This is a genomic window from Vibrio sp. ArtGut-C1 (assembly GCF_002105475.1).
Lineage (GTDB): Bacteria > Pseudomonadota > Gammaproteobacteria > Enterobacterales > Vibrionaceae > Vibrio > Vibrio diabolicus.
This window is the reverse complement of record NZ_NCTH01000021.1, coordinates 19,083-39,548: the sequence shown is the minus strand read 5'-3', so window position 1 is coordinate 39,548 and position 20,466 is coordinate 19,083. Positions and strand designations below refer to the sequence as shown.

Here is a 20,466-nt window from a genome sequence, read left to right as displayed (position 1 = left end):
TGGGAAAAACATGAATACTTCAATTCTCAACTCGTTATCAAAATTACAAACTATTCGCTCTAGTGAGTACTTTCAGTACCTGACTCCCTTTGTAGAAGCCAATATACTTGAGGATCATCGCAACCAAATATTGAATATTTATGCAGCATATACGCTAGTCACGGAGTCCGAACGTAAAAACTTTTCTAGTCTGCGCATATTAAATGATAGTCAATCATTTAATATCCACATTCGAACTTTCGTTGGCTTCATCTACGCAGAAGCAGATGCATCTCTAATGACATCGTATCGCAGGGCAATGTATGCCAATAAAATCTTTAGTCATATGGCTCTATCCCTAGATCTTAGTTTCCAAAAAATAGACTTAAGCACGAAAAAAATCACAGGTGATGCGCAAGAATGTATTGATTTATATCGTCACACTCCTCTAGATAATAAAAAATTAAATTATCTAGATGGCTGGGCAATAAAATCAAAAGAAGGAAAGGAACTTCAAGTCAATCTAGATCCCATCTTTTGTCGATATGGTGCCGATTTTACTAAAAAAATCCACATTGCATTAAAGAACTATGGGTTAACAACAACGAGCTCTTCATTGAAAACTGAAATATCTGGGCTTTGTTCCTATATTTTGTATGGATTTACCCTGCATAGAAACCAGACGCTTGAAGAACTAAACGTCAAATTATCAACTAAGAATGCACAAACTTACTTCGCTGAAATTATGGATATCCAGTTCGCTAGGGTAAAAATTCTGGGTAACGATGAAAAAACATTCTATTCGAAGTGGCTCATGGCTATTAACACTTATTCTCAATGTTTTATACAAACTGGGATTTTTGATGCACCTTTAAAGCCGTTCTTAACTCCAACATGGAAAGAGCCTGTAAATGACGACTTATCATTCAGTATTGGTGGTAACGCAACACAGAAAGAATCTCAACGCTGGTTTGAAGATATAGACCTGCATATTAAAGATGAAGAAGCAGTTAATACCATTCACTTACGACTAAATAAAGATTTAAACCACATAAAAACCGTATGCGCTCATATTTTTGAACAAACAAAAACCATTCATACTCGTAATGTAAGCTATACCCAAGAAGGTAATATTAAACCATTAATAAACCCAACCCATGGTACTCGATTCCCGATAGGCCTTGGACATCTTAAAAACACCATTACTACTTTTTACCATCACGGTATTGGCGCGGACAGTTCTCACTATTTACAATTTTTAGGGTTCAAAGACAGCAATGCTCAAACACTTGCTAAAGAATTAGCACTCCCTACCAGAACGACAATGAATGCTATCTTATCACTACTAATATTAGCCCACCCCAAAATAACTCCAAGTTGGTTTCAAGAGTGGGAATTATTTGATAAAAAAGGCCGTCAAGTTGGTTTTAAGAAAGTTGGCAATCAGTGGGTGGCGGTATCACTCAAAAAACGAAGAGGTGTAACACTTGCTCAACAAGAGGTTATTCTAAATAAAGATACGAAGGCTATAGTTGACTTTTTAATTGAGCACACAGCTATAGCCAGAACGCGCCTGAAGTCACTTGGCGATAGAAACTGGCGTAAGATGATCATTATTGCGACACATAATAAAGCAATCGTGTACTCAAATTTAAATAACTCGTTAAGTCTCGACCCGGGATTTTACCACGAATTAAAGAACAACGAATACTTACCAAATAACAATGTACTTAATCAGGGCGATATCAATGTTATCTCTGAGATATTCTCACTTCGTTCACTACGCCGGCACCGAGGGTTACAAATCTATTTGGAAACCGAATCCATGAGTGCTGTCGCCAGAGCATTAGGGCATAAAGAAATTAATTTAAAGTTGTTAGAAGGCAGTTATCTTCCGAAGCCCCTTATGGACTTTTTTATTGATCGAGTTATACGGCAATTTCAGAATGCTATTTTATTCGAGGCAATGAAGGACTCTCAATATCTTTTAGATGCCATTGATATCTCAGAAAAAAACATCTCTGAATTCCTTGTGAATCACGGTATTAGTGACATTCCATTTCACTTAGGTCTCGAAGTGAAAAATCAATCACAAGTTAAAGATGTTATTAGTGCACTGGATGGGGTGGTTTTCACCATCAGTACAGCATTACTGCAACTTCTGATTACTATAAGAACGATAGTGGAGACAGTTGACACAAAAACTCAATTAAAAGAAGTTGTTGAGCATTGGTATCAATGTGCATTATTCATCCTTTTATCCCTTGAAACTGACATGTACAAGGAAGAAGAAGACTATAAACAGATGTTAGAAGATGCCAAAGCTAATCCTATCGATAGCAGTAAAATCATGAGGGCGTTAACATGCTAAAGTATCATCTAAAACTGATTGAAGATATCAAAGCTGAAGAGCGCTCATTAAGCTCCCTTTCAAAAACAGAATTTAAAGGCGTCTACGAAGCATCTCTTGCTAGTAGTGATTTTACAGTGTTAAGGATAGTTACAAACCACAATACCGGCATCTATGACTACGATGACCGCTTACCTTCATGGCTAGATTCAGAATTCGAAGCACCGATTTGGAAATTAACCCTCTTAGACACCCCAAAATTCATTCGATGGAATACTGTTATTCTTGATGATGGAGAAAAGCTCACAGCTCCCAAACACTCCAAGCTTCTCAACGCCTTTAAGTATTGGATAACTGCCACAGCTAACCCATTAGAAAACAGCGGTAAAGTAGATTTGGCATCCAAAACAATATTAACAAAAGTTTACTATGTTATCAGATTAATCAATGCTATTTTGCTGCATGCGAAAGAACTTCAATTAGCAAAATATCAACTATTATTTGTGGATACCAACTTTTGGCTGACTATTTTCACTCAAATGGCTACTTATGGTGCAACAGAAGGTGTTTATAGATTTGAAGATAGGATCAAAAAACTAGTTGATAATGGCTCAAAAACAATCAGCGACGAAGAATGCGAAAAATTCGTCGCACAATACCCTTACCTAACTTCCACGCTGGCATCAGAAGATATTTATATCAATCCCAATAACAGGCAAAAAGCAAGTGCATGGCTATTTAAGCAAGGATATTACCGAACTTATCAAAACATGCCTAAATATAATGGCAATGGAGCAGTATTAGGTAGCCTTGTTTTAGGTGAAAAATGTTTATCTGATGACATCAGAATATCTAACTTTGTTGAATTTCATCTAAAACCACAATGTATAACAACCGAATATAAAACTATTGACAACAAAGACAATAACCATGGCATTAATATTTCTGGTTTAAGACGCTATATTTCAGTTCTTAAACTGATACATACCAACCTAGACCGTCAAGATGCCTGCACCCCGAATGTTATTCCAGACACACTCACGGTTGAAACCATTAATGATATTAAAGGCGTGAGGCTAAAAAAAACAAAACGTACTCGAACCTTATCCCCTTCATTTGTTTTTAACCTAATTGACTGCTGCTATACATTTACGAAAGAAAACCAAGATGAGTTACTAGTTCAATGTTTAATTGCACTACAAGAAGGGAAAACTAAATCGGCATACAAAAATAGCAATAAGCACAAACCTCACAATGGAAATAGACTGTTCGATGAAGCTATCCATGGAGAAATGTCTGGTACTGAGCGAAGCCATTGGTTCAATACAAAAGCCATTAACTGCGTCAGCAGTGAGTGGTTAAAAAAAGGCATCAAACAGGTTAATGCGTTTGAAATCAACACACCTAACCGACATCAACGAATTAGAGACAATGAGAGCCTGTTTGATTTGTTCGACGTATTGCAAGGCTCTATTCAATTTTTGGTTGGTGCAATTATGGCTAGACGACAAGATGAATTGATTGCTCTCAAACCATATGGAAACTTGGTACCCAACAAAAATCCTTTTACTAGTGGTGAAAATGAATGCCTTTTTGAAAAAGGGGAAGATGGATTAATCGCCCCCAAGTACAGCTTACAATTCAAACTTAAAAAGTCAGGTAACAAAGGGAAAAATAAAACCATCACTCGTCCTATTCCGCTCTCTATTGCAAAATTTATTTGGAGACTAGAAGAATTTAATAGACAGGCTGAAAATGCAGGACTAAACAAAGGTAAGTTATCACTTTTCAACTACCTACAGTCTAAGTCTTGTACTCTCACTAAGGTGACCTCACAGAGTTTCGATGGGCACTATAATGCCCTTTGTGATTACCTGGAAACGGATTTAGTGTTAATGGACAATGGCAAATACCGCCGGAATTACATCCGTCAGCACCAACTTAGACGCTTCTTCGCACTGGTTTTCTTTTGGTCAAAGAAAAAAGAAAGCCTGGATGCACTTCGTTGGATGTTGGGTCACACCGATATGGAACACCTCTACCACTATATTTCAGAGTCAGAAACCGGTGCGGTACTAAATGGTGCAAAAGCCAGTGTTCTCGCTAGTAGCGTTATCGACAAAACAGCTAATGAGCTCGATACCGAACAACTCAGAACACTTCGTAAACTCCTCGCTACCCGTTTAACTGGTAATGAAAACGCTGAAGTGATGATCAACTCTCTCAGCAATACAGCTGATGACTTTTACGAAGATGATTACGAGACCGTTCCTCACATTAGTCAAATTGAAAAACAGCAAGTAATAGAAAATGAAATTCTCCAATTACTAGATGATGAAACTATCTCTCTTGAGCCTGAATTTTTTAGCGTGACAAATTCAGAGGGAAGTACAAAAAAAACATTCAATTTAGTACTTACATTCAATGAGAAAAATTGAGGCGGACCACGATGGAAGCTAAAGAAATCAATCAATTAAAAGTGTTAAACACCGTCAAGTTTCTAAAAGAAATAATTGATAAACCAGATAATTTTAAAGACGATGAAAATCTTATTAAAACACTAAATTCTCAAGGTGGCATTGCTAAATACGAAAATGAGGCACGAGAAATTTGCTCCTGCTCTTTAAATACGCTCAAAACCACCTCCGACAAGCTTTTGGAGCGAGGCTTTCTCTTGGGATTAGATCAGCTACGTTTAAATGCCAAGACTGCAATTGAAAGTGCTATTGAAGGCAAAAAGCCAAATAAGCAAACAAAAATGGGGTTAAGATACACAGTAAATGAGTTAAAAGATGAGTTAGATATTGCCAAACGTAGTAACTTCATACTCACAACAATGATAAGTGATCTTCGCTCTAAGCTTAAACAACTCGCAGAAAATGATGGCTCTGTAGAAGAAAGAAAGGAACTTTATCGCAGGTTTAATAAAGAAGTACAGACGAAACTAAATTACACTCTTAATGGGGAGCTTTAACATGCCCTATCGTAAGTTAAAAGACTTTGAATTATGGAGTCATGTTAGTCCTCTCGATGATACATTGGTCATCAATAAACCCATAGATATACAATACTTTACATGGAGTAACCATGTCCCATGCTATGAAGCAAATATGTATGTTCACAAGCGGTTGTTAGACAAAGTTGCAAGTTCGACATTAAAACAAGAAGCAGGGTTAATCATCCATCTTATCCGCTTTGTTGAAAATCAACCATCGATTAACTCCTTTCACCAACTTACCGATGCTTTGTTCAGGCTCTTTGTTCAGAATTTACAAACCGAAATGTTACCAACAGGCGAGTTAAAAAGAGAGAACAATAGAGTCGTTGATATTGCTGAACGATGTCTAGACTTTCTCAAGTTTGTACAGGCGTTCCATGATCTAACTAACTTCATCGGAAGTGATAAAGCCAACGCTATACAAACGATAGAAAAACCATACAAAATAAAAATCGAAGGACAAAAGGGATATAAAGAAGGTATCAAGACTTCTCACCCTTGCATACCAAACAAGGATCCGATCAAGTCAAGGCATCCAGTATCTTCTGATGATGCTTTAAAACTATGGGAATACCTTATGTCTCAACCAGCAGGAAGGGACAAACGTACTCGGGATAAAGCGATGTACGTAACAATGGAACAGCTCGGTGCCAGAATTACAGAGTTTCACATGATCACACTCTCTGATTATGAAGAAGCCAAGAGAACTGGCAACATTAAGGTACATACATTAAAACGAAGGGATGATAAAACGACTCGCTATATTCCCGTGCCAAAAATCGTCCTGGATTACATTTCTCAGTATGTCAAAGTTAGAAAAAGAGTGATGAAAAAGAAAAAAGTAAAGCATGACATGCTTTTCATTAACTTAAACAATGGGCTATCACTTTCATCAGATACTTGGGGTACTTACTTAAATGCGTGGAAAAAAGAGATAGGTATAGAAGGTGAATTACATGCTCACCTTTGGAGACATGCATTTATTACCGACAAGTTGAAAGATATGATCCTTACTCATAATGAGATAAACAACAAGGATGATTTTCGTAAGCACTTACTGAATACAAAAGCATTCAAACAACAGCTACAGCAATGGACTGGTCACACAATGCTGAGTTCATTGGATTCCTATATCGACTTAGTGTTTGAAGAAATTAACGGCTATACAGAAACGTACAACGCCGTTTCATTAAAAAACAGCGTAACGCTTATGAAACGTCAACTTTCCGATATTAGAAGCATGTACCAAAGCAAAGAGCTAACACGCGTTGAGTACGATTTACGTTTAGATGAAATGCTTAATAGCTTTGAGCATGATATAGATAGATGCGTGAATACATAACTTTGATTTATCGTCCCCATGCCGATGAAAGATGATCAAACCTCAAACCACTGTATATTTAAACAGCCATAACGTATAATTCAGGTTTAATAATACTTCACCAAAACACCAAGCTAATTGGTCAGGTTTAATAAAATAATTTTGGTGATTCTTGCCTTGAATCTGTTAGGTTAATTGTTTTGGTACAGAAAATCATCCATATAGATCTTGACTGTTACTATGCAGCCGTCGAAGCAAGAGACAACCCCGAACTGCGAGGAATCCCTATCGCAATTGGAGGTTCCCAGTATGGCCGAGGGGTTCTCTCAACATGCAACTATGAAGCTCGACAATTTGGTCTGCACTCTGCTATGCCTACCGCTAAAGCTCTAAAACTATGCCCCCAGTTAACCGTTGTCCCCGGCAACATGGATAAATACAAAACGGTTTCCAAACAGATTCATGACATTTTTTCTAGATATACTGATCTCATCGAGCCACTTTCACTAGATGAAGCCTATCTTGATGTCACTGATTCTCTGCTTTTCCAAGGCTCTGCCACCTTGATTGCTGAAGATATTAGAAAAGCAATCTGGAGCGAGCTAAATCTGACTGCAAGTGCAGGAGTTGCTCCGTTGAAGTTTATTGCTAAAGTGGCATCTGATGTTAATAAACCCAATGGTATCTGCGTTGTTCCGCCGCATCAAGTAGACAGCTTTATTGAACAACTTGAATTAGGAAAAATATCAGGTGTCGGCAAGGTAACGTTAGAGAAGTTGCATAAGCTTGATCTTTATAATGGTAAAGACATCAAAGAATGTGATCATCATGTTCTTTTAAATAATTTTGGTAAATTCGGCCAAGTCCTTTGGGAAAGATGCCATGGCATAGATAACCGTAAAGTTGAAACAAGCCGGATTCGAAAGTCCGTCGGTGTAGAAAGAACTTTTCAAACTGACATTTATTCGGAACAAGAATGCATCGAAGCGATTGATATGCTTTATCCAAAGCTCGTTGAAAGGCTACAAAAAGCCTCACATGATAACGACATCATCAAGCAAGGGTTAAAACTAAAGTTTCAGGACTTCAAGCAAACCACTGTCGAACACAAAAAATTGCAATTAGATAAAGGTTACTTCTTAGAATTGCTGAAAGAAGGCTTAGAAAGGCAACAAAATCGCGGTATCAGATTGATCGGTATCTCTGTTAGTTTGAACACAGAGAAAGACAGTGACCAAATGACTTTATTCTAGCGAGAACTCATTTTCACATTTACTTTACTTATATTTCATTATGTTAATCTTCGAACTCATCTCCTTTTTAAGACTATGAATAAAATTAAGCACTTGATTTCTCTGTTCTTCAGATAGTGTTGAAATAGCGGTAGCTATCTCTGCAGTAGAGTCATCCTCACAGAAGAAATAATTCAAAGGAACACCGAGTTCTTTAGCCAGCAACTTGAGTGTCCGCACATCCGGAGTGTGCCCCCCCCCTTTTCATATTGATTCATTCGGGCACTAGCTGTACCAGATTCCATGCCGATACTAATCCCCAAGTTTTTTTGGGAGATTTTCATTTTCTTTCGGGCTTCTTTGAGGCGCTTTGGGATTGGGTTGTCTGTTGACACTTATGTTTCATACTTGTTCGAAGAGGTGCTCCAATACTACGGACCACCCGATATCTTTAACTCCGATCAGGGCTGCGAGTTTACTAGCACTGAGTTCACACAGAAGTTGCTCAATCAGGGGAATATGGATCAACATGGACGGAAAAGGTCGCTGGATTGACAATCTTTTTATTGAGCGGCTATTGAGAAGTCTGTAATACGAGGAGATTTACTTAAAAGCTTACAGCACACCCCGTAAAGCAGAGCTTGAAATCGGGCACTACATGGTGTTTTATAATGAGGAGCATAAACACCAAGTACTCAATGACCTCACCCTCATTAAGTCTACTTTGACAGACAGAGATACGCTGCATGAGCTGGTGTCAATCACTTAAGATATTGGCTTATGTGTCCAACCATTGGGCTTCATTTCTCTAATCCGTTCATAACAATAAGTTTCGTAGATGCGTAAAGATAATTTATACACCTTTGATAGCTGGCCTGTAGGTACACCAGAACGCTTAATACACGGCTATTGGGAGTTGGGCGTGATGAGGTTTCACACATTTGATAGTGAATGCGGTAAAGAACTTCAAGATACGTACAATCGCATTAACCATGGACTGGGTGCTAATGTTGTGTACATCGACCTAACTTCAATGGGAGATGGTTATCGATACAAGTCAGAAATCTTAGATGTTATTCGAAGTGATCAGCAAACATGGGTGTGGTTCGTAGGCTGTAGAGCGCTTTTGGAGAGTTCGTTGGCGGGTTGGTTACGCTCTGTTTTGACGACATACAACCTAGACCACGTTCGAGTTGCTTTTGTGCTTGATAGCCGTGAGCAATTCAACCATATCTTTCAGGATTACTCAGCTCCGTTCTATCAATCTACCATAGATCTGGATCTCTCAAAGAACAGTTAGACTTATTCTTAGTTACTATTAAATATTTACTCTGCGCTTTAGCTAGTTCGTATAGATCCAGCCCTAAATGATCCAATTTAAGTGACTAAAGCGTAGCTTTTACGCTCATATCATCGCTAAATCTAACTTTTGTTATTTTTCGGTCGGGTGGCAATTCAAACAAATGAGAAGTTGATACACTTGGGGCATTTTTGATTCTGGTGATTAACTCCGAAACACAAACATACTGGTTCACAACTCATCAATATCAACGTCAATTTCTGGGGAGTTTTCTCTTTGCTTAACTAGTTCTCGGTCTTGTTCATCTTCCTCAAATTCAATTCGGGAAGAGTCAAAAACATCACGTCGTTCAACTAGAAAGTCAATATCCGCCTTATCCGCACCTTCCGAATAAGCCCCCCAATCTTTTTCACTTGTAGTCACGAATTCATCGGTGTGCGCAGTATGACTTGTTAATCCTTCTAAAAGGTCTTTTTCTGACAGCAGTTTTTTACTCATAACTTACTTCTCGATTCAAAAATGACATTAGATAATTTATAGCATAGTGAGCAGCTAGAAATTAGCTCTGAAACAAGCAAAGGGGCAGAAATGAGCAAGCTCGTTGGTATGTCTTCGCATGTCTGACACTAGCAGGGCTAGTATCCTTATTTGTTAGGTTTATCTCCAGCCTACGACTGAGACTGCGTGGATGAAAAATATAAGAAAGCCTACGAAACAAGAACTTAGCAATGATAAGCAAAATACCGTTTTCTCTATAATGTTCACTGTATTTTTAGCTTCGAATATCGTATTTATATTGTAGCAAGATATGATGAATAGAATTAATAATGCCAACTTGAATGGCTCTCCATAGTTCACAGCATTTGCAAAAAACAATGATCCAATTTGAGCAAAAACTTGTATAATCACTGTTTTAATGCCAATCCTCAAAATTTTCTCCTAATAAAACTAAAATTACCGAAAAATTGGGAAAAACCCACGCCTTAATTTTAAGCAGTGGGCTAAAGTTGTTTAGGGCAGCTATTGCTATACTCTAGACCGCATTAAGGTGTCTTATCCTTAAATGGTTTGCCCGACACTTCTCCTTTACCATCATATAAGACGGTAACGACAGCGACGCTTTTAGGGTGTCTATTCGGGGAAGGGACTATCCATCCATTAGGATCTGCACCTTCGTTAACCGTGCAGTCATCATTTGCAGATTTAACACACAAGATAGAATACAGAAGCATAACTTTGTCATCATTAACAAGAAGCTTCATGACGGGGTTTGCATGATGGTTCTTGTAGTAATGGTTCATTGTTTCTATTTTTTGCTTGGCAAGCTCACTGTCTATCACATCATCAATTCGAAACCATTTAGTATCATAATTCTCATCGAAATTACCCCATTCGGGCTTCCAACGCTTTTGCCACTTTTCACGGGATGAGCCGCCACCAACTCCATTTTCCCATTCACCTTTTATGGCGCTAGGGATACCAATGCCAATGCTTGCACTTTTACAACAGCCCTGAACGCTCCCATAAGCAAAGTTTGCACCTCCACCATAGATATCACTGACCCACATATCACGAATAAAATGAGGACCGCTTAAAGACCCTGCATTGCCAATGCTCGCAACTGAAACTGGCTTGCTCTCAAAGCAACCATTAAGTAAAAAGCACATGCTTACAGCAATTAAAAATCTATACTTCATTATCAAATACTACTCGCTTGAGTTGGTTTCCTTCTTTCGTGACCGCATTAACAAGACTATCCATTGCAGTCTCACATCCTGCGTTGATAAGTGCATCATGAGGGCGATGTATCCATTCCTTTCCATACTGGCTAATCTCACCCTGCCAATGTGTCGGTGCAATGCTTCCTAACGGTTGAGCTAATAACTTTTCATTCAACGTTTTTAAAGCCACATCATTTCCTGTCAATTGGCTAAAATCTTGTTGATAGGCGAGCTTTTCGTCATCCCAATTAACACCTGCAACCTCTGCCTGCTGTTTCATTCTTTCTAATGGCAAAGCCGAAAGAGCATTGCTAATAGGCTGTAACTCGTAATAATAAAGGATGCCATTCACCAGTGTCACAACACCATATAAACCCTTAGTTCTGCATTCCAAATTCCAAGCATCTTGAGCTTGCTTGTGTAGGCGATCACTGTATGCGGCGGCTCCATAAACATTCTGTTGTGCTTGTATATCTTCCCTTATGGATTCTGTTTTTATTAACTCACGATTATAAGTTGCAGACAGAGGCATTCCATACCTTTCAGGTAAACCTTGCTTTGCATACTGCTCTTTTGAAGGATAACCGCCACCAATGTCTGTGTGACAGCCAGCAAACACCTCCTCATAAAAGTTAGAAGGTAGAATGCCATCGCTAGGTAGCAGTGACGTTAGAGGGAAGTTTTTTCTGTATTCGTGATGGGCGCTTATCTGGAATACACGCTCCGCACAACTAGTATCAAGTCCTAGTTCAAAATTGCCTTCATCGTTGTTTCCTGCTAGATAGAACGAGCCTACGGTATCAAATAATCCGACAAAACGAACACTACAGGTACGTGTTTCGTCAGGATAGTAACCATGTTTAGGTTGGCTACTGATATCATCTTGGTGGGCTAATAAGTTCGGGAAAACTTCACCGAATGCTTCACCATCACGCGGCTTGTTATAGTCAGGTAATCCATCTTTAACGGCATTAACAAAGTGACGAGCTAAAGCCGCTCCGCGACTAAAACCAAATACATCGAACTCAATGTGTGTTATCCCCTGAAATGATTGGTTATCTTTTAAGGATTGGATAATGTTAAAATATTGCTTTGTCCAATTTTGCCACTTATAAAATGCCCCTGTATCATCAGCGACAAGGTTATAAGCCGTATCAACGAACGTCCATGTTTTCTCTAAATTATTGGGGCTGACACCAAACGCCTGAGCTAGATCGACCTCATCTTTTCCTTCATCTATTAAGGTTGGGGTTTGCCAGGCTCCATCCACGGTCCCAACTCCAGCAACATAAATTGCATTAGAATTATCATCTAATGGGTAAATTTCAAATAGCCGTGCCACATTGGTGCGCGATTTTACCCCACGTATTTCTTTGTAGAGATCATTCAGATGGTTTTGCCCAGTTCCATCAAAGAACACCCCAATCCGTAGTATTTTTTCTTCGACCTTTTTTACATTGAGGACTGGTGTTGTCTGAGAAATACCTTGAAGCTCAAAGATGTGTTTCATTGACGGAGAAAGCAGTGGCTGATTGTACCTCCCCCATGTATTACCTAATACATAGCTCTCGCCAACTTTTATCTCCGTTAACGGAGAGGGAGATTCTTTGGTTTCTTGAGTCTCATCGACAACATCCGATTTTTCAACAATAAGAACATCGCCAGCTCTTAAAGCCATCGGAGCTTGTTCGAATGATGGATTTAATTTGAGGAGTTCTTTCGGGCTAAGGTCGTAATACCCTGCAATGTCACTCCAACTTTCATGCTGTCCATTATCCTTCATATTCACTTTATGCGTTTGAATTTCTTTGGCAGCGGTATCGTTGATGTCAGAAGGTGCTTCCCTTGGTAGAAGAGGCTGTTGTAAAGAAGAAACAAGTAGAGCTGTGTCAATCAGTGTCGCATTTTCATCGAGCCAAGCCATGCTTACTTCGCTCAATTGCTCGTTGGTCAACTTACCACGGGAATAGAGTATGTGTTGTTTCTCTGGTTCTTTTCCTTCAACTTTAACAGGAACCAGTAGAGAACTAAAAACATGATCGCTTACAGGGGTGCTAGATATACCATCAAACGATGAAGATTGAGTAATACGCCATCCCCATTTTCCGTCACCGAGTATATCGAGTTCATACAACAACTTACCTTCGTAGAAGTAGTAATAGAAGCCATGTAAAGCCCAACCTAACTTAGACTCGGTCTCTAGAGATGGCAGCAATGGTATAAACTCAGCATTAAAGTACACCGAGCCGACAGATCTTGGCGTAACGTCAAATGATGTGCTGATGCCAAAGTTCTGATGAAACTCATGAGTCAGTTTTTTTGGCTCTTCGACATGACACTCTCCAGTCAGCACGGTATACCTTGCCGAGTCTAGCGCCTCTTCAGAGCGCCAGCGTCTAACGCTCTCCTCATTATCAGATTTACTAAGAGAGAAGACACCTAATTTCAGGCTAGACAGATCGGACTTTGGTGCATAGATCTTAATACGGCACTCAAACCCCGCTACAGGCTCAGGTTCGAGCGCTGGGGTTGGAGTTGGGGGAGCAAGAGGGACATCATCCTGAACTGGGGCATATCCAGCGCTTGTTAACCGTTTCGGCTTAGGGAATTCTATAGGCATATCATATACTTTCAACTCAAAAGTACATTTTACCAACAGTGCATAAATCACACAGTAAGCAAGTGAATTGTTTTGCTATGCAATATGCCTGATTTCTTAGGAATTTTAACTAAAAAAGACAAGCTCTGTGCACATTTACAGAATGTTTGATGGTCTTTAATCCCTAAATAGCCTTGGTACAAAGACGATATCAATTCAAAACCACCTTTTAATGAAGAAATCTTTGTCTCTTCACATTAGCTATATTTGTGCAAAAGTCGGCTAACTATGACCGTAGCTTGTTGCACAAATAATTCTCATGTTGGCTTCATGTACTCTAAACACGCCTTGGGGCATTTTTGATTTTGACTGATTTGTGCAACAGGCTGTTGCACAATTGGGAAACGGCTTGTTTCACTAACAAGCGAGTCTGATTTTAGCCAACAGGTTGTTGACCAAATTTTTCATCTGGAAGGTCTTGCTCATCATCGAACATTACAATGCTTCGGCGATGCTCCTTTAGAGCAGATAATGCAACTTGAAAACAACGTTCACACATATCAAGGTGGTGATTAATACCGTCCATTTTTGACCCAAATCCCCAGTTAGCAGTCAGTTCACCAACTTCTTCTAACTGAACACCATTTGAATCGACCATCACGCTAGCACCACAGATATCACAATATCGATCGACAACGACCTCTATCGTTTTTTGTCCATAAACTTTCATTGTGAACTCCTGTCGCTGATAAGATTAATCATTACTTGAATGTTAGCCAGTACCAAATAACAACTAAGTAGTAGCTGAAAATTATAGCTGCCCTATAGGCAACTGAGCAATTAACAAGGTCACTGAATTTTTATTGTTACTCAGCGAAGTATCCTTCTTATGTAGACATGTTCAACGTATTAGCAAAACTCAGTCATGAGGCAGAGCAACAGGGAACAGACTCAATGGACGCTGGCACACAATGGGACATTTTTGATTCAGGCTAATTTGTGCAACAGGCTGTTGCACAATTGGGGGCGATGACAGTAGTTGCTGATTTTGCAACAACTGAAGTTTTTCACCTCTCAGGCAACTATTGCACATTTTGCAACAGTTCCCGAATCCACTGGAAAGAAGGAATACTGGGTAGTTGATTGATAAGCAATGCCCATATTAGTCCTACTGCCAAAGCGATGTGTCGAGTAAAAGATTTACGAAATAACTTGTTTCGCAATTTTGCAAGAGCCTCTTGCATAATTGGGTACGAGAAATTGTCCAACAGCCTGTTGGACAGGTTACCCCTATGACGGCTTGCTGCAAAAAGTGCATTTCAGGACTCTTTTAAGGGAAGCACAGTCAACGATCTTAATTTTGACATCTGGTAAACTTGCGATTTTCAACACTCAATTTTAGACTATGCTTGAGAGCCTCGGATATTCCTGCTTTTTCTTTGAGTTACTACGTACTGCTTGGCCAGAAGTAATGGTAGCGATTTGAACTTGGCATTACTGCAAAGTAGCCCACCGAGGACATCCGATAAGCTTAGGTGTTTTCCCTCCCTATTGTGGTGATAAAACACCCAGCGCTGCACACAGAATGCGTTCCCTCTTCAAATTGAATGAAAAACATTCTGTCGCTGTTATACAAAGCCACAGGTCCTGCTTGTGGCTTTGTCGTATCTGAGAGAGCGAAAAATAGCTGTACCGTTTGCCTAATAAAGCATTCCAATTCGAAATCAAAGAGTGGCTTAGTCCTGCGGTTAGAAGAGGTACTCAAACGCTGTCATTGTGCGCCATAGTTACGTTTTGTTTGTTTATTCGACTCATGTGGGTGCGTAGCGTACCTCGATTCAATCCTAGTATTCTTGAAGCTTTCGCTTGATTGCCTCGACAATGTATGACGACTTCCTCAAGCACAACGTCTCGAACAAATGGCAAAAGAGCAGACACATCCGGCGTAGCTGTCCGACTGTCGCGAGTATGCGAAAGAAGTGCATTGAGGTGTTCTAGAAAGAGTTTATTATCAATAGGTTTACAAGGCATGATGGTATTGCTGTGTTATGACGATGAATGCCCTAATTATACGACACAACTCTCAAAATACTTGATCAAGCTTGAGACGCAATATGGCAAAATGATGCTATCTGAATGCTCAACGTTGGGAAGAGATGGGAAAACTCAATGATGCACAATTGCAGCATCGCATCGAACATATTTTAGAGCGCCATCCTAATGCCTCGTCCTTAGTCGTGCGCCAGCGTCTAATGTCAAATCTAAAGCCATCGCACATATATCCGCACTTAGTACCCTTCTACGAGCAGTACCGCATTGATGATAGTGCCGATATTCAGCGCGAGCTAAAAAAAATGATGTCGATGCACTTAGGGCTGAGCATCATCGCGCAAACCTTGTCGACCGGTTGCTTTAACTACCGGCAAGTAGAAAAAGCCTTGTTAGAGTTGACGGCTGATTTTGACCATCTAGCACAAGCTCAGCATTGTAAAGACTTACGCTTTGGTCATGGCGCTCCAACGGATGAGCATCACCAGTCTCAAATTGTGATGACGTTACAAAGGCTAGGTCACCGCTTACCCGACATTTGGCAAGTATTGCGGCAAGCGACCGAAAGTAACAAAATAGCCAAACCAAGATAACAAACGTTATCCCTCGAATTATCAGTAGCCTATCCCTGTTTTGGGAGGCTCGCTATAACTTCAAAGTATGACGACAATCCCCACTTGTTGGTGCTCTAGAAGCCTCTTAAACTAGCGATGCGGCTTTTCGAGCTGTGGGTTAAAGTGAGAGCATTGAGTACAGCTATAGGGACGTACAAGGATGTGAAAAGCCGCCCACAGGTTGCATTTATCCCATTTTTATTTTTCAGCAAAACACGCTAATTAGGCTTTGAATAATCAATCGTGTATCGACACGTTGGAAACGAAGTGCAACCATAGAATGCTTTCCCTTTATTTGCTCCTCGTTTCGCCACTCGTTTTACAAGGACAGACTGACAGTTTGGGCATACTTTCGGTACCGGTTTCGCGTCGCTCGTTGGTTTTGGTGGTTTATTTTCAAAGCTCCGTCCATCCTCAATCATATGAACCAACTCTGAGCCGTTGACCAACCACAGGCGTTTATCTTGTGCGTAAGCAATGGCTTCCGATGTAAAGTCTCCTGATGTGACGATAATCATTTTGCTTGCGTGATGCTCTATCATGACACCGTACATTTCTCGAAGTACCTGAATGCCAACTTTCTTGGCCTTCCAGTGTTTACATTGCACTAGGCTCAATTCACCATCTTTCGTCAACCAAATATCAATGCCGCCGTCAGGCTTTTGTGAAAAAGACTGCTTTACGGTATAACCTTGATGCTTAAAGTACTCGCCGACATAGGATTCAAACTCTAGCCAGCTTAATTGGTGGAATGACGTGGTTGCTTGTTTCGAGCGAATATGTGAAGTGGTCGTCCGATACCTCTGCCTTCTCTGAAATTGTTTAAAAAAGGCAATCGGCGCGGGAATGAAAAACAGCAACGCAAAATATGGGGCGAACATGGAAAGATTTGGGGCGATAGCATTGAAAACAAAGTTGTCACTGCTGACAGCAAGCTCTGGAAATACGTATGAAAGGGCGACATACACACCTATCGATAAAATCACACTTAACCACCACGGTGCATCCATCAAATGCCAGATGATGCCATCACTTTTCCTTGCCATTAACCCTCCCTTAAATATGCACTAAAATGCATTTAATCATAGTTTGACTGGCAGGCAAATCATGATGAGCATTAATCCATAAAACAATTCGTTACGGGCTCAAATTTTTATCTTCTTCTAGGGCAATTTCCTTAAAGTATCGTGTCACTCTCAAATATTTTTGCCTACCAACGTCACAAAACTGAATCGTTAGAGATGGCCTAAATCCGCCCATATCACTATGCAAAGTGTGAACTTTCAGATTGGAACATTCTATATCTCTACCTACTCAACCAAATGCACTATTGAATGCTCACATTTTCCGTTAAATCACCACGGTGATGAGTGTCATGGAGCTTGATACAGTTCGACTATTTAACGTGTGGCGGTGAACCTTTTCCGCTCAATTCCTCGTTGTCATAAGAGCCGAATGGTATGGTTAATGATGTAAATTTCACCTTTGATGTTTCTGGGTTCTCCGGTGCATTTAAAGTCGAAAGCTTTCGAATAACAGAGACAGTCTCTTCTCCCTTTGAAATGAATCTAACGGTATTGTCTGACGATGATGCCATCACGTTTGATGCCTTAAGTCGAAAAATGGGCGTCCTGAGCCTGTTTGGTCAAGGGGTGGGAACGGCTCGTCAGTTTAACGGCAGCATCTCTGAGCTTCGCTATTTAGGTACTGGTCGCCGCTTCTCGCGTTATCATATTACCTTGGTTCCACACCTTTGGTTTCTTACTCAGCGCCAAGACTGTCGAATCTTTCAGATGCAAACCGCGCCCGACATGATTCGTCAGGTTTTTGATGATGCAGGCATGAGCGATTACCGCTTTGAGCTGTCAGCGCAATATGAAGCGAAAGAGTACGTTCTCCAATACCGTGAGAATGACCAACACTTTGTGCAGCGATTAATGGCAGAGCATGGGCTTTGGTATTATTTCGAACACAGCGACGCTGGACATACCATGGTCATTGTCGATAGCAACGATGCGATACCAGAGCTTATCAGTTCGCCTATCAATGCTTCTTACCTAGGACCAGTGATTTATCACACCCAAGGCGGTGGCACGTCAGACCGAGAACATATTTTCGACCTTGAGCAAATCCATCGAACTCGTACTGGGTTAGTGAGCTATGGTGATTACAACTATCTCACACCGAAAATCCCGCAAGGTACAAGCGCGGATGAAGGCCCAAACTTTGATTTGCAGCGCTACGACTATCTTGGTCGCTACACAACGCCAGAATTAGGGCAGCAACGTGTAACGGAGTGGATGTACGAGTACACGGTGGATAGCCATCAGATTGAGGCCGCGAGCGACATCATGCGTCTCACCGCAGGTTATAGCTTCGATATCAGCCAGCATCCTCGTTCCAACATCAACCGTGATTACCTCATGTTGACGGTGATGCACACGGGTTTTAACCCCCGTGTACACGAAGAAGAATCGAGCGATGAGCCTATGACTTATCACAATCAGTTTGTCTGCTTACCACGAGACGTAACATTCCGTGCACCTAAAATGGCGTCACCTGTCGTTGATGGTCCTCAAACTGCGGTTGTAGTTGGCCCTGCGGGTGAAGAAATCTACACCGATGAATATGGGCGCATCAAAGTTCAGTTCCATTGGGACCGCTATGCGCAAAGTGATGAGCATAGTTCATGTTGGCTACGTGTTAGTCAATCAATGGCAGCACCAAACTGGGGAGCAGTCTATCTACCTCGTATTGGGCATGAAGTGATTGTGACCTTCCTAGAAGGCGACCCAGACCGCCCGTTAGTGACGGGTGCGGTTTACAACGGTTTACACACACCGCCATACCCGTTGCCAGAGAACAAAACGCGCACTGTGTTTAGAACCCAAAGCCATAAGGCCAAAGGTTACAATGAAATGTACTTTGAGGATGAGAATGACCAAGAAGAGGTACATTTTCGTGCTCAAAAAGACATGAAGACCAAAGTGCTCAATAACCGTTATCGAGACATCGGTAATGATGAAGAGTTAAAAGTCGGCAACAACCAAGAAAATAATATCTTAGGCGACCGTAAAGAAGTGATTGATGGGCATAAAACCTCCATCACTAAGCAAACCTTTATGGAGCAGGTTGAGGAAGATGTTCACGTTACTTACAACGCGAATGAATCCGAGAAAATAGCCAACAACCGAGATTTGTACATCGACGAAAATCGTCAAACTTTGATTGGCAAAGACGATTCACTGGATGTAGGGCAAGACCAAAACACGGTAATCATGGCATCGCGCTCTATTGATGTGGGGGCTGACGACACACATAGCATCGGCAATAACCTCAGTGTCGAAGTGAACGGCAATACCTCTATCCGCTCTGATGGCGAAACAGCGGTGATCTCTGCGGATGAAATCAAGGTGCAAGTCGGTGCATCCAGCTTAGTGCTAAAGAGCAGCGGTAATATTCATTTAAACGGCACTTCAATCACGATTGATGGTGCAAGTAACGTTACCGCTACGGGAGGCAAGGTAGACATCAATCCGGGCGGTGCGGCAAACGGCAACAGCAGCGTTTCTACAAGGCGTCCTAAAGGATTGTCTATAGCGAAGAAAACACCACCTGTTATGTCTCCGGCCGCTTATAAAGGGTTTGTTGAAGATGGTGGCTTAATACAAGAACTGTGTGATTGTGGGAGCGGTAAAACATGTCAAATACACAGCTAAATCCAAACTGGCGAATTCAAGGTAATGCCCAACCGAACCTAATTACGAATCAACAAGCGTACGCGATTATCGAACCTCTTCTTTGGCCTGAATGGAAAAAGAAATTGGAGGTGCATCTTGAGTCATTCGAGGTTATCCCGTTGATGGCTGGTACTCGTCTATCACACCTTAACGAGGGGCCTGTCTTAGTTTCTATCGGGTCATCAGAAGAGGCACTTCAGGCATGCGTAGCTAAGATGAGCCAGACCCCTTGTGGTTGTTTGGTTTGGAGTTCGCCCACTCACTCTTCTTCGGAGGTAGCAGCCTCATTGCGTCAGCGTCTCTTTGTGTCGCGCAGTCAAGGAGAAGCATTGTTTCGATTTTATGAGCCCAGAACTCTAGTACCTTTAATGGCAGCATTAAGTGATGAGGAGCGACGACAAATGTTTCCTTTACTCTCATCTCTGCATTGGCATAGCAAACAATGGCTAAGTATTAACTTATTCCACGCTAATAAGGCTACTACGTCAATTCAACCTTGGACACTCTCGCAAGAACAACTGAGCACAATGCAAAACATTGCGCAGCAATGGTAATGGACGCGT

Annotated in this window: 15 protein-coding genes and 2 pseudogenes; 10 read left to right on the top strand and 7 right to left on the bottom strand. The window is 40.9% G+C overall.

All coding sequences use genetic code 11. The features are described from left to right. Window positions 1–10 precede the first annotated feature (10 nt). The 5 genes from B7360_RS16880 to dinB all read left to right on the top strand — a co-directional run bounded on the left by B7360_RS16880 (window position 11) and on the right by dinB (window position 7,901). Complete coding sequence (locus B7360_RS16880) at window positions 11–2,350, top strand: hypothetical protein (protein ID WP_085344071.1); 2,340 nt, start codon at window positions 11–13, stop codon at window positions 2,348–2,350. After that, the gene (locus B7360_RS16875; protein ID WP_085344069.1) at window positions 2,344–4,767 is read left to right on the top strand and encodes a hypothetical protein; all 2,424 of its coding nucleotides are present in this window, start codon (window positions 2,344–2,346) and stop codon (window positions 4,765–4,767) included. Before B7360_RS16880 ends, B7360_RS16875 begins: the two co-directional genes overlap by 7 nt. Window positions 4,768–4,778: 11 nt before the next feature. Next, window positions 4,779–5,303 (top strand): hypothetical protein, encoded by a 525-nt coding sequence (locus B7360_RS16870; RefSeq protein WP_085344067.1) that lies wholly within the window; start codon window positions 4,779–4,781, stop codon window positions 5,301–5,303. A 1-nt stretch (window position 5,304) separates the two neighbouring features. After that, window positions 5,305–6,669, top strand: a complete 1,365-nt coding sequence (locus tag B7360_RS16865; RefSeq protein ID WP_085344065.1) for a site-specific integrase — start codon at window positions 5,305–5,307, stop codon at window positions 6,667–6,669. A 179-nt stretch (window positions 6,670–6,848) separates the two neighbouring features. Further along, entirely contained in the window at window positions 6,849–7,901 is a 1,053-nt protein-coding gene (gene dinB, locus B7360_RS16860; protein WP_085344063.1) for a DNA polymerase IV, read from the top strand. 24 nt (window positions 7,902–7,925) lie between these two features. On the opposite strand, the pseudogene B7360_RS25280 reads toward dinB, so the two are convergent. After that, window positions 7,926–8,275 (bottom strand): annotated as a pseudogene (locus B7360_RS25280) (helix-turn-helix domain-containing protein). A 19-nt stretch (window positions 8,276–8,294) separates the two neighbouring features. Here B7360_RS25280 and B7360_RS25035 point away from each other — a divergent pair. Beyond that, a pseudogene (locus tag B7360_RS25035) lies at window positions 8,295–8,630 on the top strand (integrase core domain-containing protein); the annotation flags it as partial. Window positions 8,631–8,718: 88 nt separating this feature from the next. Next, window positions 8,719–9,180, top strand: a complete 462-nt coding sequence (locus B7360_RS16845) for a hypothetical protein (protein ID WP_085344062.1) — start codon at window positions 8,719–8,721, stop codon at window positions 9,178–9,180. A gap of 231 nt (window positions 9,181–9,411) precedes the next feature. On the opposite strand, the gene B7360_RS16840 is transcribed toward B7360_RS16845, so the two are convergent. The 5 genes from B7360_RS16840 to B7360_RS25395 form a co-directional block, all read right to left on the bottom strand. Continuing rightward, a complete protein-coding gene (locus B7360_RS16840) occupies window positions 9,412–9,678 on the bottom strand; it encodes a hypothetical protein (RefSeq protein ID WP_005379032.1) in 267 nt (88 codons plus the stop codon). A 545-nt stretch (window positions 9,679–10,223) separates the two neighbouring features. Further along, window positions 10,224–10,877 carry a hypothetical protein gene (locus tag B7360_RS25030; protein ID WP_085344060.1) on the bottom strand — a complete coding sequence of 218 codons (654 nt, stop codon included), beginning with the start codon at window positions 10,875–10,877 and terminating at the stop codon, window positions 10,224–10,226. After that, window positions 10,867–13,521, bottom strand: a complete 2,655-nt coding sequence (locus tag B7360_RS16825) for a DUF2235 domain-containing protein (RefSeq protein ID WP_254048131.1) — start codon at window positions 13,519–13,521, stop codon at window positions 10,867–10,869. Before B7360_RS16825 ends, B7360_RS25030 begins: the two co-directional genes overlap by 11 nt. 415 nt (window positions 13,522–13,936) lie before the next feature. After that, on the bottom strand, window positions 13,937–14,230 hold the full coding sequence (locus B7360_RS16820) for a hypothetical protein (protein ID WP_085344058.1): 294 nt from the start codon (window positions 14,228–14,230) through the stop codon (window positions 13,937–13,939). 1,031 nt (window positions 14,231–15,261) lie between these two features. Further along, window positions 15,262–15,531, bottom strand: coding sequence for a helix-turn-helix domain-containing protein (locus B7360_RS25395; RefSeq protein WP_085344056.1), 270 nt, complete (start codon window positions 15,529–15,531; stop codon window positions 15,262–15,264). A 125-nt stretch (window positions 15,532–15,656) separates the two neighbouring features. Here B7360_RS25395 and B7360_RS16810 point away from each other — a divergent pair, with 125 nt between their 5' ends. Then, window positions 15,657–16,142: a hypothetical protein gene (locus tag B7360_RS16810; RefSeq protein WP_085344054.1), complete on the top strand. Its 486-nt coding sequence runs from the start codon at window positions 15,657–15,659 to the stop codon at window positions 16,140–16,142. A 239-nt stretch (window positions 16,143–16,381) separates the two neighbouring features. Here B7360_RS16810 and B7360_RS16805 read toward each other — a convergent pair whose 3' ends face one another. Next, entirely contained in the window at window positions 16,382–17,209 is an 828-nt protein-coding gene (locus tag B7360_RS16805) for a restriction endonuclease (RefSeq protein ID WP_085344052.1), read from the bottom strand. Window positions 17,210–17,623: 414 nt separating this feature from the next. Here B7360_RS16805 and tssI point away from each other — a divergent pair, with 414 nt between their 5' ends. Together tssI and B7360_RS16795 are read left to right on the top strand one after the other, a co-directional pair. Beyond that, on the top strand, window positions 17,624–19,882 hold the full coding sequence (gene tssI / locus B7360_RS16800) for a type VI secretion system tip protein VgrG (RefSeq protein WP_085344050.1): 2,259 nt from the start codon (window positions 17,624–17,626) through the stop codon (window positions 19,880–19,882). Further along, on the top strand, window positions 19,864–20,457 hold the full coding sequence (locus tag B7360_RS16795; protein ID WP_085344048.1) for a DUF4123 domain-containing protein: 594 nt from the start codon (window positions 19,864–19,866) through the stop codon (window positions 20,455–20,457). The genes tssI and B7360_RS16795 overlap by 19 nt, the downstream gene beginning before the upstream one ends. Window positions 20,458–20,466: the final 9 nt, after the last annotated feature.

What these genes read in the sequence shown, in the direction of transcription:
- B7360_RS16825 (WP_254048131.1), bottom strand. Translation starts at nt 13,521, where the DNA reads ATGCCTATAGAATTCCCTAAGCCGAAACGGTTAACAAGCGCTGGATAT.
- B7360_RS25030 (WP_085344060.1), bottom strand. Translation starts at nt 10,877, where the DNA reads ATGAAGTATAGATTTTTAATTGCTGTAAGCATGTGCTTTTTACTTAAT.
- B7360_RS16870 (WP_085344067.1), top strand. Translation starts at nt 4,779, where the DNA reads ATGGAAGCTAAAGAAATCAATCAATTAAAAGTGTTAAACACCGTCAAG.
- B7360_RS16805 (WP_085344052.1), bottom strand. Translation starts at nt 17,209, where the DNA reads ATGGCAAGGAAAAGTGATGGCATCATCTGGCATTTGATGGATGCACCG.
- B7360_RS16845 (WP_085344062.1), top strand. Translation starts at nt 8,719, where the DNA reads ATGCGTAAAGATAATTTATACACCTTTGATAGCTGGCCTGTAGGTACA.
- B7360_RS25395 (WP_085344056.1), bottom strand. Translation starts at nt 15,531, where the DNA reads ATGCCTTGTAAACCTATTGATAATAAACTCTTTCTAGAACACCTCAAT.
- B7360_RS16865 (WP_085344065.1), top strand. Translation starts at nt 5,305, where the DNA reads ATGCCCTATCGTAAGTTAAAAGACTTTGAATTATGGAGTCATGTTAGT.
- B7360_RS16840 (WP_005379032.1), bottom strand. Translation starts at nt 9,678, where the DNA reads ATGAGTAAAAAACTGCTGTCAGAAAAAGACCTTTTAGAAGGATTAACA.
- B7360_RS16875 (WP_085344069.1), top strand. Translation starts at nt 2,344, where the DNA reads ATGCTAAAGTATCATCTAAAACTGATTGAAGATATCAAAGCTGAAGAG.
- B7360_RS16820 (WP_085344058.1), bottom strand. Translation starts at nt 14,230, where the DNA reads ATGAAAGTTTATGGACAAAAAACGATAGAGGTCGTTGTCGATCGATAT.
- B7360_RS16880 (WP_085344071.1), top strand. Translation starts at nt 11, where the DNA reads ATGAATACTTCAATTCTCAACTCGTTATCAAAATTACAAACTATTCGC.
- tssI (WP_085344050.1), top strand. Translation starts at nt 17,624, where the DNA reads ATGGTTAATGATGTAAATTTCACCTTTGATGTTTCTGGGTTCTCCGGT.
- B7360_RS16795 (WP_085344048.1), top strand. Translation starts at nt 19,864, where the DNA reads ATGTCAAATACACAGCTAAATCCAAACTGGCGAATTCAAGGTAATGCC.
- B7360_RS16810 (WP_085344054.1), top strand. Translation starts at nt 15,657, where the DNA reads ATGGGAAAACTCAATGATGCACAATTGCAGCATCGCATCGAACATATT.